The 14,370-nt window shown below is 68.7% G+C and carries 9 protein-coding genes; 7 read left to right on the top strand and 2 right to left on the bottom strand.

Annotation, left to right across the window (positions count from 1 at the left end; translation table 11 throughout):
- Positions 1–13 precede the first annotated feature (13 nt).
- The gene (locus ACW17W_RS07480) at positions 14–922 is read right to left on the bottom strand and encodes a dihydrodipicolinate synthase family protein (RefSeq protein WP_492080126.1); all 909 of its coding nucleotides are present in this window, start codon (positions 920–922) and stop codon (positions 14–16) included.
- Positions 923–1,012: 90 nt separating this feature from the next.
- Here ACW17W_RS07480 and ACW17W_RS07475 point away from each other — a divergent pair, with 90 nt between their 5' ends.
- From ACW17W_RS07475 to ACW17W_RS07460, 4 genes are all read left to right on the top strand, one after another.
- Positions 1,013–2,260 carry an NAD(P)/FAD-dependent oxidoreductase gene (locus ACW17W_RS07475; protein ID WP_492080125.1) on the top strand — a complete coding sequence of 416 codons (1,248 nt, stop codon included), beginning with the start codon at positions 1,013–1,015 and terminating at the stop codon, positions 2,258–2,260.
- Positions 2,257–3,450, top strand: a complete 1,194-nt coding sequence (locus ACW17W_RS07470) for a M24 family metallopeptidase (RefSeq protein WP_492080124.1) — start codon at positions 2,257–2,259, stop codon at positions 3,448–3,450. Before ACW17W_RS07475 ends, ACW17W_RS07470 begins: the two co-directional genes overlap by 4 nt.
- A 144-nt stretch (positions 3,451–3,594) precedes the next feature.
- The gene (locus ACW17W_RS07465; RefSeq protein WP_492080123.1) at positions 3,595–5,265 is read left to right on the top strand and encodes an MFS transporter; all 1,671 of its coding nucleotides are present in this window, start codon (positions 3,595–3,597) and stop codon (positions 5,263–5,265) included.
- Positions 5,266–5,388: 123 nt separating this feature from the next.
- Positions 5,389–8,796 (top strand): hybrid sensor histidine kinase/response regulator, encoded by a 3,408-nt coding sequence (locus tag ACW17W_RS07460; RefSeq protein ID WP_492080122.1) that lies wholly within the window; start codon positions 5,389–5,391, stop codon positions 8,794–8,796.
- Positions 8,797–8,830: 34 nt separating this feature from the next.
- On the opposite strand, the gene ACW17W_RS07455 is transcribed toward ACW17W_RS07460, so the two are convergent.
- Positions 8,831–9,466 carry a response regulator transcription factor gene (locus tag ACW17W_RS07455; protein ID WP_492080121.1) on the bottom strand — a complete coding sequence of 212 codons (636 nt, stop codon included), beginning with the start codon at positions 9,464–9,466 and terminating at the stop codon, positions 8,831–8,833.
- 177 nt (positions 9,467–9,643) lie between these two features.
- Between ACW17W_RS07455 and ACW17W_RS07450 the strand changes: the two genes are divergently transcribed.
- From ACW17W_RS07450 to ACW17W_RS07440, 3 genes are all read left to right on the top strand, one after another.
- Positions 9,644–10,990: a DcaP family trimeric outer membrane transporter gene (locus ACW17W_RS07450; RefSeq protein ID WP_492080120.1), complete on the top strand. Its 1,347-nt coding sequence runs from the start codon at positions 9,644–9,646 to the stop codon at positions 10,988–10,990.
- Between the two features lie 70 nt (positions 10,991–11,060).
- Positions 11,061–12,953 (top strand): acetate--CoA ligase, encoded by a 1,893-nt coding sequence (gene acs, locus ACW17W_RS07445; protein WP_492080284.1) that lies wholly within the window; start codon positions 11,061–11,063, stop codon positions 12,951–12,953.
- Positions 12,954–13,017: 64 nt separating this feature from the next.
- Positions 13,018–14,337 (top strand): acetyl-CoA hydrolase/transferase family protein, encoded by a 1,320-nt coding sequence (locus tag ACW17W_RS07440; protein WP_492080119.1) that lies wholly within the window; start codon positions 13,018–13,020, stop codon positions 14,335–14,337.
- Positions 14,338–14,370: the final 33 nt, after the last annotated feature.

The raw sequence follows: 14,370 nt of genomic DNA, 5'->3' as shown, positions 1-14,370 counted from the left end.
CCGGCCGCTCCGGTCAGGCCAGGGGCGTCAGGTCGGGCCGGGTCGCTGCGGCCTGTTCGACCATGGCGATGACCTCGGCCCGGCGCGCCCCGATCAGCGGATAGCGCGGCGGCAGGACGCGTTCGGAGCCCCGGCCCATGACCTGTTCGGCCAGTTTGATCGACTGGACCAGATCGTGTTCGGCATCCAGATGCAACAGGGGCATGAACCAGCGGTAGATGTCCAGCGCCCTGGCGTTGTCGCCGCGCGCGACGGCGTCGACCAGGGCCACGGACTCCATGGGGAAGGCGTTGGTCAGGCCCGAGACCCAGCCCCGGGCGCCCAGCCAGAGGCCCTCCAGCGCCACATCATCCAGACCGGCGAACAGGACATAGCGGTCGCCGAAGGCGTTCAGGAAATCGGTGAAACGGCGCGTATCGGGCGAGGACTCCTTGATCGCCACGATGGTCTTCACATCGTGAAGCATGTCCATGACCTCGGGGTCGATGACCGTGCGATAGGCGGGCGGATTGTTGTAGAGCATGATGGGAATCCCCACCGCCTCTCCGACGCCCCGGAAGTGGGCGGCCAGTTCATGCGCCTTGGGCACATAGACCATGGGCGGCAGCAGCATCAGGCCATCGGCGCCGGCCTTTTCCGCAGCCCGGGCATAGCGGATGGCCCGACGGGTGTCGTATTCGGAAACCCCGGTGACCACCGGCACGCGACCGGCGGTCGCCTCGACGATGGCGGTCAGGACGCGCACCTTCTCGTCATGTTCGAGGGAGTTGTTTTCGCCGACCGTGCCGAGGGCGATCAGCCCGGTCACGCCGTCGCGGATCAGGGCGTCAACCACGGCCTGGGTGGCGTCGAGGTCAAGGCTCATGTCCTCTGCGACCTGGGTGGTGACGGCGGGGAAGACGCCCTTCCAGTCGATGGTCATGGTTCGATTGCCCTTCGGTTTGAGATTGGATAATGTATACGAAATGATCGATGGCGATGCAAACCCACTGAGGAGGACAATCTGCCCGTGATGCGTATCGGGGTGATCGGCGGCGGGGTGATCGGTCTTTCGGCGGCGGTCCGGCTGGCGCGCGCCGGTCATGACGTCACCGTCCTCGAGCCGGACCGGCATCGACAGGCGGCGTCCTGGGGCAACGCCGGCCATATCGCCACGGAACAGGTGACTCCCCTCGCCTCGCCCGCGACCCTGAGATCGGCGCCCCGCCGCCTGTTCGCCCTCGGCGGCCCGCTGGACCTGCCCGTGTCGGGCGTGGCGGCATGGCTGCCCTTCGCCCGGGAATTCGCAGCGGCCTGCCGGACCGCCGCCTGTCAGCGGGGCGAGGCGGCGCTGGCGAGCCTGCTCGGCCGGGCGCTGCAGGACTGGCAGGGTCTGGCCGCCGACCTGGGCGTTCCCGGGCTGGTGCGGGACAAGGGCCATTTCGTCCTGCGCGAGCGAGCCCCTGCGGCGAACGGCGACGACGGGGGCCGGACCGGCATGGCGACCGGCTCGACGACCTTCGCTCCTGTATCGCCGGATGACGCCGCACGGCTGAAGGCCCTGAGCCCCGCCCCGATCCACGACGCGATCCGCTTTTCCGGCAGCGGCCAGATCGCCGACCTGGACCGTCTCTGCACCGCCCTGGAGGCCGGGCTGTCGGCCGCAGGAGGCCGTATCGTCCGCTCGGCGGCGCAGATGAAGGTCGAGGCGGGACGCGCGGCGATCGACGGCCTCGACTGCGATCTGGTGCTGATCGCGGCCGGCGTGCACTCCGGCCGGCTGATGCAGGCGGCCGGGCATCGCGTCCCGATCATCGCCGAGCGCGGCTATCACATACGCGCCGCCCTTGCCCCCGACGACGCCGGTCGCTGGCCCGCAGACCTCCCGCCGGTGGTGTTCGAGGACCGCTCCATGATCGTCACCCGCTATGAGGACCTGGTCCAGGCCTCGGGCTTCGTCGAGTTCAGCACGGTCAACGCCCCGCCCGATCCGCGCAAATGGGTCCGGCTGGAGCGCCACGTCGCCGAACTGGGCCTGCCGGTCGCCGGTCCGTTCCGCCGCTGGATGGGGGCTCGCCCGACCCTGCCCGACTATCTGCCCGCCATCGGCCGATCGGACCGGGTCGTAAATCTGGTCTATGCGTTCGGCCACCAGCATCTGGGCCTGACCCTCGCGGCGGTGACGGCGCACATGGTCGAGGGCTTGATCGAGGGATCCGCGCCCGTGGTGAATCCCGCCCCCTTCACCCTCAATCGATTTGACCGAAAGACGCCCCGATGATCGGAGGATCCACCCCCGCAGCGGAACTGGCCGCCCTCGCCGACATGGCCCGCTCGGGCTTGCCGGAGGCCGCGCCGGCCATCAGCGCTGCGGAGCGCGCCGCCCGGCTGGACAAGGCCCGCGCCCTGACGGAGGCGTCCGGCGCCGACGCCCTGATCGTCAATGCCGGGGCCGGCCTGCGCTATTTCACAGGCGTGACATGGGGGGCGACCGAGCGACTGGTCGCCCTGGTCCTGCCGGTCCGGGGACAACCCGTGATCATCTGTCCGGCCTTCGAACAGGGCTCGCTGGAGGCCGAACTGTCCATCCCGGCCGACCTGCGCCTGTGGGAGGAGGACGAGGACCCGGCAGCCTTTGTCGCCGGGTCGCTGAGCCCCGGCGCCGTGCTGGCGGTCGACCCCTTCCTGCCGTTCCACTATGGCGAGCGGCTGCGCGGGCGCGGCCTGGCTCTCGTCGACGGCGCCCCCGCCATCGACGGCTGCCGCATGATCAAGTCCCCTGCGGAACTGGCCCTGATGCGCCGGGCCAAGACCCTGACGCTGGAGGTGCATCGACGGGCCGCGCGCATCCTGGAGCCGGGCCTGGCCGCCTCGGACGTCAAACGCTTCATCGATGAGGCGCACCGGGCGCTGGGGGCCTCCGGCTCGACCTTCTGTGCGGTCCAGTTCGGCCGGGCCACCGCCTTTCCCCACGGCCTGCCCGGCGACCAGAGGCTGGAGGAGGACCAGCTGGTCCTGATCGACACCGGCTGCACGGTGGAAGGCTATCACAGCGACATCACCCGGACCTATGCCTTCGGTCAGGTGGAGGCCGAGGTCCGCGACCTGTGGGATCTGGAAAAGGCCGCCCAGGCCGCCGCCTTTGACGCCGTCGCGCCCGGCGTCCCTTGCGAGGACGTCGACCGGGCCGCGCGCCGGGTGCTGGAGGCCGGCGGTCTGGGACCGGACTACCGCCTGCCCGGCCTGCCCCACCGCACCGGTCACGGCATCGGCCTGTCGATTCATGAGCCGGCGTGGCTGGTGCGCGGCGACCGCACGCCCCTGCAAGCCGGCATGTGTTTCTCCAACGAGCCGATGATTGTCGTACCCGAGCGTTTTGGCATCCGGCTGGAGGACCATTTCCATGTCACGACGACAGGGGCCGCCTGGTTCACCGAACCCCAACCGGCCATCGACCGGCCATTCGCATGAAATTCCGGGTCGGGGGACGCCTTGCCCACCCTCGACCAAAGTCGCGCTGACGTCGCGTCCGGTCTGGCGCCAGACTGTGCCGAACAATCGCTGGTCACAGCGTGACAACGGCCGGAACCGGTCGAGCTTGGGAGGCTCAATATCATGACAGACAGCGCCATCGGCGCCCCGACTCCGTCGGATCACACCGTCGACAAGAACGACAAACTTGTGATCCTGGCCTCGTCGGTCGGCACCGTCATCGAGTGGTACGACTTCTATCTGTACGGCTCGCTGGCCGCGATCATCACGGCCCAGTTCTTCTCGGGCGTGAACGAGACCACGGGCTATATCTTCGCCCTCATGGCCTTCGCCGCCGGCTTTGCGGTGCGGCCCTTCGGCGCCATCTTCTTCGGACGACTGGGCGATCTCTGGGGTCGCAAGAACACCTTCCTCGTCACCATGCTGTTGATGGGTCTGTCGACCTTTGTCGTCGGCGTCCTGCCCTCCTATGCCGCCATCGGCATCGCGGCCCCGATCGTTCTGGTGCTGATGCGGCTTCTGCAGGGCCTCGCCCTGGGCGGCGAATACGGCGGTGCGGCGACCTACGTCGCCGAGCACGCCCCGCACGGCAAGCGCGGCTTCTACACCTCCTTCATCCAGATCACGGCCACGGTCGGCCTGCTGCTGAGCCTGGTGGTCATCCTCGGCATCCGCACCCTGGTCGGCGAGGAGGCCTTCGTTGAATGGGGCTGGCGGATCCCGTTCCTGGTCTCGATCCTGCTGCTCGGCGTCTCCCTGTGGATCCGTCTGAAGCTCAGCGAGAGCCCGTCGTTCAAGAAAATGAAGGCCGAAGGCAAGGGCTCCGCCACGCCGCTGAAGGACAGCTTCGGCAAATGGCCGAACCTCAAGCTGGTCCTGATCGCCCTGATCGGTCTGGCGGCGGGTCAGGCCGTGGTCTGGTACACCGGCCAGTTCTACGCCCTGTTCTTCCTCGAGCGCGTGCTCAAGGTCGACGGCGCCCTGACCAACGTCCTGATCGCCGTATCCCTCCTGCTGGCCACGCCGTTCTTCGTCTTCTTCGGCTGGCTGTCGGACAAGGTGGGTCGCAAGCCGATCATCCTGACGGGATGCCTGCTGGCCGCCCTGACCTATTTCCCGCTGTTCCACGCCCTGACCAAGGCCGCCAATCCGCTCCTGGCCCAGGCCGTGGCGACCTCCCCGATCACCGTCTATGCGGACCCGGACGACTGCGCCTTCCAGTTCGATCCGATCGGCAAGACCGTGTTCAACAGCTCCTGTGACGTGGCCAAGACCCACCTCGCCCGGGCCGGCATCAACTACGACAACGTGGCGGCGCCGGCCGGCACAGTCGCCGAGGTCCGGATCGGCGACCGGGTGATCCGCAGCTTCGCGGGGGCCGACATGCCCGCCGCCGAGTTCAAGGACACCAAGAAGACCTGGGATGCCGACCTGACCGCGGCCCTGGCCGAGGCCGGCTATCCCGCCAAGGCGGACAGCGCCCTGGTCAACAAGCCGATGGTCGTGGGCATCCTGTTCCTGCTCGTCTTCTATGTGACCATGGTCTACGGCCCGATCGCAGCGGCCCTGGTCGAGATGTTCCCGACCAATATCCGCTACACCTCGATGTCGCTGCCCTATCACATCGGCAACGGCTGGTTCGGCGGCTTCCTGCCGACCACCGCCTTCGCCATGGTCGCGGCCACGGGCAATATCTACTACGGCCTGTGGTATCCGATCCTGGTCGCCATACTGACCGTCATCGTCGGCTTCCTGTTCGTCAAGGAAGGCAAGGACGTCGATATCAACGCCTGATCCCTGCCGGGCGAAGATCGGGAGCGGGTCGGCCGGAAACGGCCGGCCCGCTTCTGACGTCCTGGGCCCCGGCCGATCCCGTCGGCCTTGCCTGCCGGCACTCAAGACGATCTGATAGGCGCAATGTTCAGCGTGCTGATCCTGACCCTGGTGGGCGCTTATATGGCGATCCTGTTCGCTGTCGCCTGGCGCAGCGAGCGGTCGGGCGCACGCGCCGGACGCGGCTTCGGCCCCTTCGCCTACGCCCTGTCCCTGGCCATCTACTGCACCTCATGGACCTACTACGGGGCGGTGGGGACGGCCGCGCGCGGCGGGTGGGAATATCTCCCGATCTATCTCGGCCCGGTCGTCGGTCTGGTGCTGCTGTTTCCGGTCTGGCGGCGTATCGCCGCTGCTGCACGGCGCGAGAATATCGGCTCGATCGCCGACTTCATCTCCTCCCGCTATGGCAAGAGCCAGACCCTGGGCGCGCTGGTGGCCTCCGTCGCCATCGTCGGCTCCCTCCCCTATATCGCCCTGCAGCTGAAATCCCTGTCCATGGCCTGGCAGCTGGTCACCGCCGGGACGCCGGTGGCGGGATCGGAAGGCCTGACCGTCACCATCATCGCCGTGGTCCTGGCCGGCTTCACCATCCTGTTCGGAGCGCGTCGCCCGGATCTGACCGAGCACAACAACGGCCTGATCCAGGCCATCGCCCTTGAGTCGGTGGTGAAGCTGGCCGCCCTGATCGCCGTGGCCGGTTTCGCCGGTATACTGCTGCTGGGCGCCCCGTCGCCCGGAGCCGTCGTCAAGGCCCTGGGCGACCTCGCCGGGCCGCCCGTGATCGACAGTCGCTTCGTCGCCATCTTCATCCTCGCCACGCTCGCGATCTTCTGCCTGCCGCGCCAGTTCCATGTCGCCTTCGTCGAGGGCGGCGAGCCGGCGGACATCCGTCGGGCGCGCTGGGTGTTTCCGATCTATCTGATCCTGACCAGCCTGGCCGTCCTGCCCCTGGTCGCCGCCGGCGGCCTGTTCTCGGGCATCGCCGATCCCGACCTGTTCGTGCTCGACATCCCGTTCCGGGCGGGGGCCAAGGCCCTCACCGCCATTGTCTTCGTGGGCGGGTTTTCTGCCGCCACCGCCATGGTCATCGTCGAGACGGTGGCCCTGTCGGCCATGGCGTCCAACAGCCTGATCCTGCCCCTCGTCGCGCGTGAGCGCTGGCGGGCCCGCGAGGACGCCTCGGATATGGCGGGCGCCATTCTCCAGATCCGCCGGGTCGCCATCTGCGGCGTGCTGGGTCTCGCCTGGGTCTATTTTCAGGCTATCGACCGGTCCGAAGGCCTCGCCTCCATCGGTCTGATCTCCTTCGCCGCCCTGGCCCAGCTGGCCCCGGCCCTGTTTGGCGCAGTTCTCTGGCGGGACGGCCATGCGCATGGCGCCATCGCCGGCATACTCGCCGGCTCCGCCATCTGGGCGGCGCTTCTCGCCCTGCCCCAGGTCGGCGCGACCTTCGGCATGGCGGGCTTCACCCTGTCCGGCCTCGCCGATCCCCTGCCGCTGGGCGTCTTCCTCAGCCTCGGCGCCAACACCCTGATCTATATCGTGGTCTCGCGCGCGGCCCGCCCCCGTCTGATCGACAGGGTCCAGGCCCGGACCTTCGTCGACCGCCATACGGCCGAGTGGCGAGAGCCGGGCGCGGCTCCGTCGGGGGCCCTGGTCGGCGACCTGCGCACCCTGGTCTCGCGGTTCGTCGGCGACGCCGGCGCGAACCGCGCGTTCGACGCCTTCGGGCGCGAGACCGGACGCAAGCTTCGCGACGGCGACCCGGCCGACACAGGACTGGCGCGGGCGGCGGAGCGGATGCTGGCGGGTGCGGTCGGGGCTTCCTCGGCGCGACGGGTCATCGCCGCAGCCCTCGCGGGGGGCGGGCGGGCGCCCGAGGACGTCGTGCGCATGCTCGACGAGGCGTCCCAGGCCGTCCAGTTCAACCGCGAACTGCTTCAGGCCACGCTCGACAATATCGATCAGGGCGTCAGCGTGGTGGACGAGGATCTGCGGCTGATCGCCTGGAACGCCCGCTACATCGAACTGTTCGGCCTGCCGGCCGGGTTCGTCCATGTCGGTCAGCCGGTCGCCGACGTCTATCGATTGAACGCCGAGCGGGGCGAGGTCGATATCAGCGGGCTGGAGCCCTGGATCGAACGCCGCCTTGAGGCCCTGCGCCGGCGAGAACCGCATGACCATGAACGCGTCCAGCCTGACGGCCGGATCCTTCGCTCCACCGGGGCCCCGATGACCGGCGGCGGCTATGTCACCAGCTACAGCGACATCACCGAGCTGCGTCAGGCCGCCCGGGCCCTTGAGGAGGCCAATGAACGGCTGGAGGCCCGGGTGGTCGACCGCACCGCCCGACTCGAGGAGGCGCGCCGCACCGCCGAGGCCGCCGTGGCCTCCAAGACCCGCTTCCTCGCCGCCGCCAGCCACGACCTGTTGCAGCCCCTGCATGCGGCGCGGCTGTTTATCGCGGCCCTGCGCGACGATGACGGCGCCTCGCCCGAACAGGCCCGCATTCTGGCCGAGAACGCCGACCGCTCGATCGAGAGCGCCCATGGCCTGCTGAAGGCCCTTCTGAACCTGTCGCGTCTCGAGGCCGGCGGCATACGCCCCACGGTTGCGCCCCTGTCCATCGAGGCCCTGTTCAGCGATCTGCGCCGGGAATTCACCCCGTTGGCGGAGGCCAAGGACCTGACGCTTCGCATCCTTCCGTCCAGCCTGTGGGCGGCCTCGGACCGTGACCTGCTGCGATCGATGCTGCAGAACCTGATCGGCAACGCCATTCGCTACACCGACGCCGGCGGCGTCCTGGTGGGGGTGCGTCGCGCCTCGGGCGAGCTGGAGGACGGCCTGAAGATCGAGGTGATCGACACAGGCCGCGGCGTGGCGCCTGAACAGCAGGAGATCATCTTCAACGAATTCACCCGACTGCCGGGCCTGTCGCGCGATGAGCCCGGGGCCGGTCTGGGTCTGGCGATCGTGCGGCGGGTGGCGGGCCTTCTCGGGCACCGGCTGGACCTGCGTTCGGACGCTGGGCGCGGTTCCCGGTTCAGCGTGCTCCTGCCGCGTGCGCCCGCCGCCCCGGCCGTCCGCGCCGCTGCGGCCTCAATGTCGACGCTCGACGGCATGGCGCCCCGTCGCGTCCTGTGCGTGGACAACGACCCGTCCATCCTGCACGGGCTGAAGCTCTTGCTGTCACGCTGGGGCCTGCAGGTGGTCGGCGCGGCGGACGCTGGACAGGCGCTGGCGGCGTCAGGTCCCTTCGACGCCGCCCTTGTCGACCTGCATCTGGGCGATGGGCCCGACGGACTGTCGGTCGTGGCGGCCCTGCGCGCCCGGGGCCTGACCCGGATCGCCCTGATCACCGCCGACGACGCCGATGACCTGGCCGCCCGCACGACCGCCGCCGGCGCCGTCCTGATGGGCAAGCCCGTGCGGCCTGCCTCGCTCAAGGCGTTCCTGACCAGCCGCGCGCCGTCCCCGGCCGCCCACTGAAACCCTTGACGGCGCGGGTCGCGAACGAAGGCGGCTAGACGTCCAGACCCAGGGCCTGGGCGGCGATCACCGCCTGGGTCCGGTTGTGAACCCCCAGCTTGCGAAACACCCCGGTCAGATGCGCCTTGATCGTCGCCTCGGTGACGCCGAGGTCATAGGCGATCTGCTTGTTCAACCGCCCCTGTTGCAGTCCGATCAGGATGCGAAGCTGGGACGGCGTCAAACTGGCGATCCGGGCCTCCATTCCGTCCTCGGACAGCGGGGCTGGCATTGACGCCCCATCAGGGCTCCAGGCGTCGCCGGCGAGGACAGCGGTCACCGCCTCGACCATTTCGTCCAGGGTCGCCGATTTCGGAATGAAGCCGGCGGCCCCGAAGGCGAACGCCCGCCTCACGGTCTCGCCATCCTCGCTGGCCGAGACCACCGCGACAGGGACCGCGGGAAAATCGGCGCGTATCCCGGTCAGGCCGGCGAATCCCTCGCTGTCCGACAATTTCAGATCCAGCAGCAGCAACTCGACCGGCGCGCCGCCTTTCTCGCCAAGCGCCTCCCGGGCCCCGGACAGGCTGGCGGTCTCAACCACGAGCCGTCCGGGCGCGGCCCTCTCAAGAGCCGAGACCAGTGCGGTCCGGAACAGCGGATGATCGTCGGCGACCACAATACGGTCCATCAATCCCTCCCACAGGTGTTCCGGTCTGACGCCGGATGCTGCGCCACTGTGACACCCCCCGACCTTGGTCGAAACTAGACCTAAGCCCAATGGCCGCGAAGGGGCCGCCTGCCGGACAGTAGCCGTATTGGAGGATCGCGTCAGACGGTCCCCGGGCCAGTTCGGGAGGACATCCAGATGATCAGAGAAAGACTGTTGGCCGGCGTCGCCGCCGTGACCCTGCTATGCCTGCCGGGCCTGGCCGAGGCCCGGACCGATCCTGCGGCGCTTGAGGCCCGGATCGCCCTGCTGGAGGCCCAGCTCAATGCGCTCAAGTCCGAGGTCGCGACCTCGCGCGCGGCCCAGACCGCACAGGCGCAGGACATCATCCGCATAGAACAGCGACCGGCGGCGGCCCCGCCGGCTCCCGCCCCGCCCCCCGCCGACGGCTTCCGCATCGGACAGAACACCCTGAAGTTCGGCGGCTTCATCAAGGCCGACTACATGGCCTCCAGCTATTCCTCGGGCGATCCGGCCAATGGCGACGCCCTGCGCGACTTCTACCTGCCGGGGGCCATCCCGGTCGGCGGCGCCGACGAGGGGACCGCCGCGGACTTCAACGCGCGCCAGACCCGCTTCTGGCTGACCACCGAGGGATTGATCGGCGGCCACAAGGTCGGCACCCGCATCGAGATGGATTTTCAGGTCCTGCCCGGAACCGGCGACCAGCGCACCACCAGCCCCTCGACCCCGGCCCTGCGCCGCGCCTTCGTGACCATCGACAAATGGCTGTTCGGCCAGGAATGGACCAATTTCCAGAACCTCTCCGTCCTGCCCGATTCGGCCGACTATGTCGGGTCGTCAGAGGGCACGGTGTTCGGGCGCCAGGCCCAGATTCGCTACACCAGCGGTCCCTTCTCGATCGCCCTGGAAAACCCGGAAACGACCGTCACCCCCTACCGGGCGGCGACCCGGCTGGTCGCCGACGACAACAGCGTGCCTGACCTGACGGTCCGCTACGCGATCTCGCGCCCATGGGGCGAGGCCTCGGTCGCCGGTGTTCTCCGCCAGCTCCGTTATGAAACCACAGGCGCAGGCGCGATCGACTCGACCGCCACAGGCTGGGGCGTCTCCGCAGCGGCCAAAATCAGGATCGGCGCCCGGGACGACATCCGGGTGATGCTGACCGGCGGAGAGGGGATCGGTCGCTACGTCGGTCTGAATTTCGCCAATGACGCCGTGCTGGACGCGTCCGGCGACCTGCAGACCATCGGCGTGGTCGCCGGCCTGGCCAGCTATCGCCATGTCTGGTCGCCCCAATGGCGCTCGAACCTGACCTGGTCGGCCCAGGGCGTGGACAACGACCGGACCCTGATTGGGCTGACGACCAACAAGTCGGCCAGCAGCATCCGCGCCAATCTGATCTGGACCCCGGTTCCGGCCATGGACGTCGGCGCCGAGTTGATGTTCGGTGAGCGGGAACTGGAATCCGGCGCATCCGGCGACATGACCCGGCTCCAGGTCTTTGCGAAATACGGCTTCTGAGAGTGAGGACAGGCGTTTGACCCATCCGGATATCTATCCCGTCCCCGCACAGTGGGCGGAGCGGGCCCATATGGACCGGGCGGCCTATGAGGCCGCCCGTATCGCCGCGCGGGAGACGCCGGACGCCTTCTGGGCGGAACAGGCCGGTCGGCTGGACTGGTTCACCGCGCCCACGAAAATCAAGGACGTCAGCTTCGACAAGGCCGACTTCCACATCCGCTGGTTCGAGGACGGCGTCCTCAACGTCGCCTGGAACTGCGTCGACCGGCATCTGGCCGAACGCGGCGACCAGACCGCCATCATCTACGAGGGCGACGATCCGTCGATCTCGGGGACGCTGACCTATCGCGAACTGCATCTTCAGGTCTGCCGCATGGCCAATGTCCTGAAGGAGATGGGGGTCAGAAAGGGCGACCGCGTCACCATCTATCTGCCGATGGTCCCGGCGGCGGCCGTCGCCATGCTGGCCTGCGCCCGCATCGGGGCCATCCATTCGGTGGTGTTCGGCGGCTTTTCCCCGGACAGTATCGCCGGCCGGATCGAGGACTGCGGCTCGCGTTTCGTCATCACCGCCGACGAGGGCCGGCGCGGCGGCAGGACCGTGCCGCTCAAGACCAATGTCGACGAGGCCCTGAAGAAGATCCCGGCCGAGTTCGCCGTCGAGAAGGTGCTGCTGATCACCCATACGGGCGGGCCGGTCGGCTTCGTCGAGGGGCGCGACATCCGTCTGGAGGAGGCGGTCCTGACGGTCCCCGACGACTGCCCCTGCGAGCCGATGAACGCCGAGGACCCGCTGTTCATCCTCTATACCTCGGGCTCCACCGGCAAGCCCAAAGGAGTGCTGCACACCACGGGCGGCTATCTGTTCTGGGCGTCCTGGACGCATGAGCTGGTGTTCGACTACCGGCCGGGCGAGGTCTTCTGGTGCACCGCCGACGTCGGCTGGGTGACCGGCCACACCTATGTTGTCTATGGCTGCCTGGCCAACGGCGGCTCGACCCTGATGTTCGAGGGCGTCCCCAACTATCCCGACGTGCGCCGCTTCTGGCAGGTGGTGGACAAGCATCAGGTCGAGATCTTCTATACCGCGCCGACGGCCCTGCGGGCCCTGATGCGCGACGGCGACGAACCGGTGAAATCTTCCAGCCGTTCGTCGCTCAGGCTGCTCGGCACCGTCGGGGAGCCGATCAATCCGGAGGCCTGGCGGTGGTATCACGAGGTGGTCGGCGAAGGCCGGCTGCCGATCATCGACACCTGGTGGCAGACCGAGACGGGCGGCGCCCTGATCGCCCCCCTGCCCGGCGCGACGGACCTGAAACCCGGCTCGGCGACGAAGCCCCTTCCCGGCGTCGAGCTGGAACTGGTGGACGCCGAGGGCGCGACGCTGGACGGCGCCGTCAGCGGCAACCTGTGCATCACCGACAGCTGGCCCGGTCAGATGCGGACGGTCTGGGGCGACCACCAGCGCTTCTTCGAGACCTATTTCTCGACCTATCCGGGCAAGTATTTCACCGGCGACGGCTGCCGCCGGGACGAGGACGGCGACTACTGGATCACCGGCCGGGTCGATGACGTCATCAATGTCTCCGGGCACCGCATGGGCACGGCCGAGGTCGAGAGCGCCCTGGTCCTGCACGACGACGTGGCCGAGGCGGCCGTCGTCGGCTTCCCCCACGACATCAAGGGCCAGGGCATCTACGCCTATGTCACCCTGAACAAGGGGGTCGAGCCGACCGAAGGACTGCGCAAGATCCTGGTGGCCCATGTCCGCAAGGAGATCGGCCCGATCGCCGCCCCGGACGCCATCCAGTGGGCGCCCGGCCTGCCGAAAACCCGCTCCGGCAAGATCATGCGCCGCATCCTGCGCAAGATCGCCGAGAACGACCTCGGCGCCCTGGGCGACACCTCCACCCTGGCCGATCCGTCGGTGGTGGACGATCTGGTGAAAAACCGGGTGGGATGACCGGGAGGCCCCCGGCTGCCCCATCAGTACATGAGACGGCGCGGCCTGCGCCCGGAGCGAGCCCATGACTGACATCCACACCCTCTACGCCGAGCGGCTGATGCGTGCGGACGAAGCCGCGGGCCTGATCCCCTCCGGCGCGAAGGTCGTCATGGGGCTTGGCGTTTCCCAGCCCCCGGCCCTGCTCCAGGCCATGGCCGACCGGGCGCGGCGCGGCGACCTGGGCGACGTCAATCTGTACTATCTGTTGTCGACGTCAACCGCCGGCCAGACCGTCCTGCAATGGGACCTGACCGACCGGATCCGGCCGCACAGCCTGTTCCACGGCCCGATCGAACGGGCCCTTGAGGTCCGGGGTCGGGAGGAAGGGCGGCGCGGGGTCTGGTTCGTTCCGACCGGCTTCCAGCAGGCGCCCCGCATCCTGTGCGAGGCGATCAGGGCCGACACCCTCGTCACGACCGTGTCGCCGATGGACGAGAACGGCTGTTTCAGCTTCGGCACCAACACCGACTATGCCCAGCCCGTTTCACAGACCGCCGCGCGGGTGATCCTTGAGGTCAATCCGCACATGCCGCGGGTCTCTGGCGACTGCACCGTCCATATCAGCCAGGTGACGGCGGTGGTCGAGCACGCGGCCCCGCTGCTGGAGATCGCCCGCGCCGACCCGGCGCCGCAGGACCTGGCCATCGGCGCAATCATCGCCGGACTGGTCGAGGACGGAGCGACCCTGCAGATGGGGATCGGGGCCCTGCCCAATGCCGTCTGCGCCGCCCTGGATGGCCACCGGCATCTGGGCATCCATACCGAAATGCTGACCCCGGGCATGGTCGATCTGATGCAGGCGGGCGTGGTCGACAACAGCCGGAAGTCCCTGCATCCGGGCCTGTCAGTCTTTTCCTTTTCCATGGGCGATCGCGCGACCTATGACTTCATGGACCAGAATCCCCGGATCGCCGCCTATCCGGTCAGCTATGTGAATGACCCCGCCGTGATCGCAAGCAACGACAGGATGGTGTCGGTCAATGCGACGCTGCAGATCGATCTGCACGGCGCCTGCTGTTCAGAGCATCTGGGCGGGCGGCAGTACACCGGCTCAGGCGGGCAACTGGATTTCGTCCGCGGCGCCTATGGCTCGCGCGGCGGCCGGTCGATCATCGCCTGTCATTCGACCGCGGCGAAGGGCGCACAGTCGCGGATCGTGGCCCGACTGGACGGACCGGTGACGACGCCGCGCAACGACACCCATATCGTGGTGACCGAGCACGGCTGGGCCGACCTCAAGGGCCTGAACTCGACCGAGCGCGCCCGCGCCCTCATCGCCCTCGCCGCGCCCGGGTTCCGACCGGAGCTCGAAGCCGCCGCCCGCGCCGAAGGCCTTGTCTGACCTTGCACGACCGTTGCGGGCGAGCCTGCGGCG

The sequence above is a fragment of the Brevundimonas sp. FV1ye29L genome, from assembly GCF_058681095.1.
The sequence above is the reverse complement of the archived record's forward strand: the minus strand, read 5'-3'. Positions and strand labels throughout refer to the sequence as shown.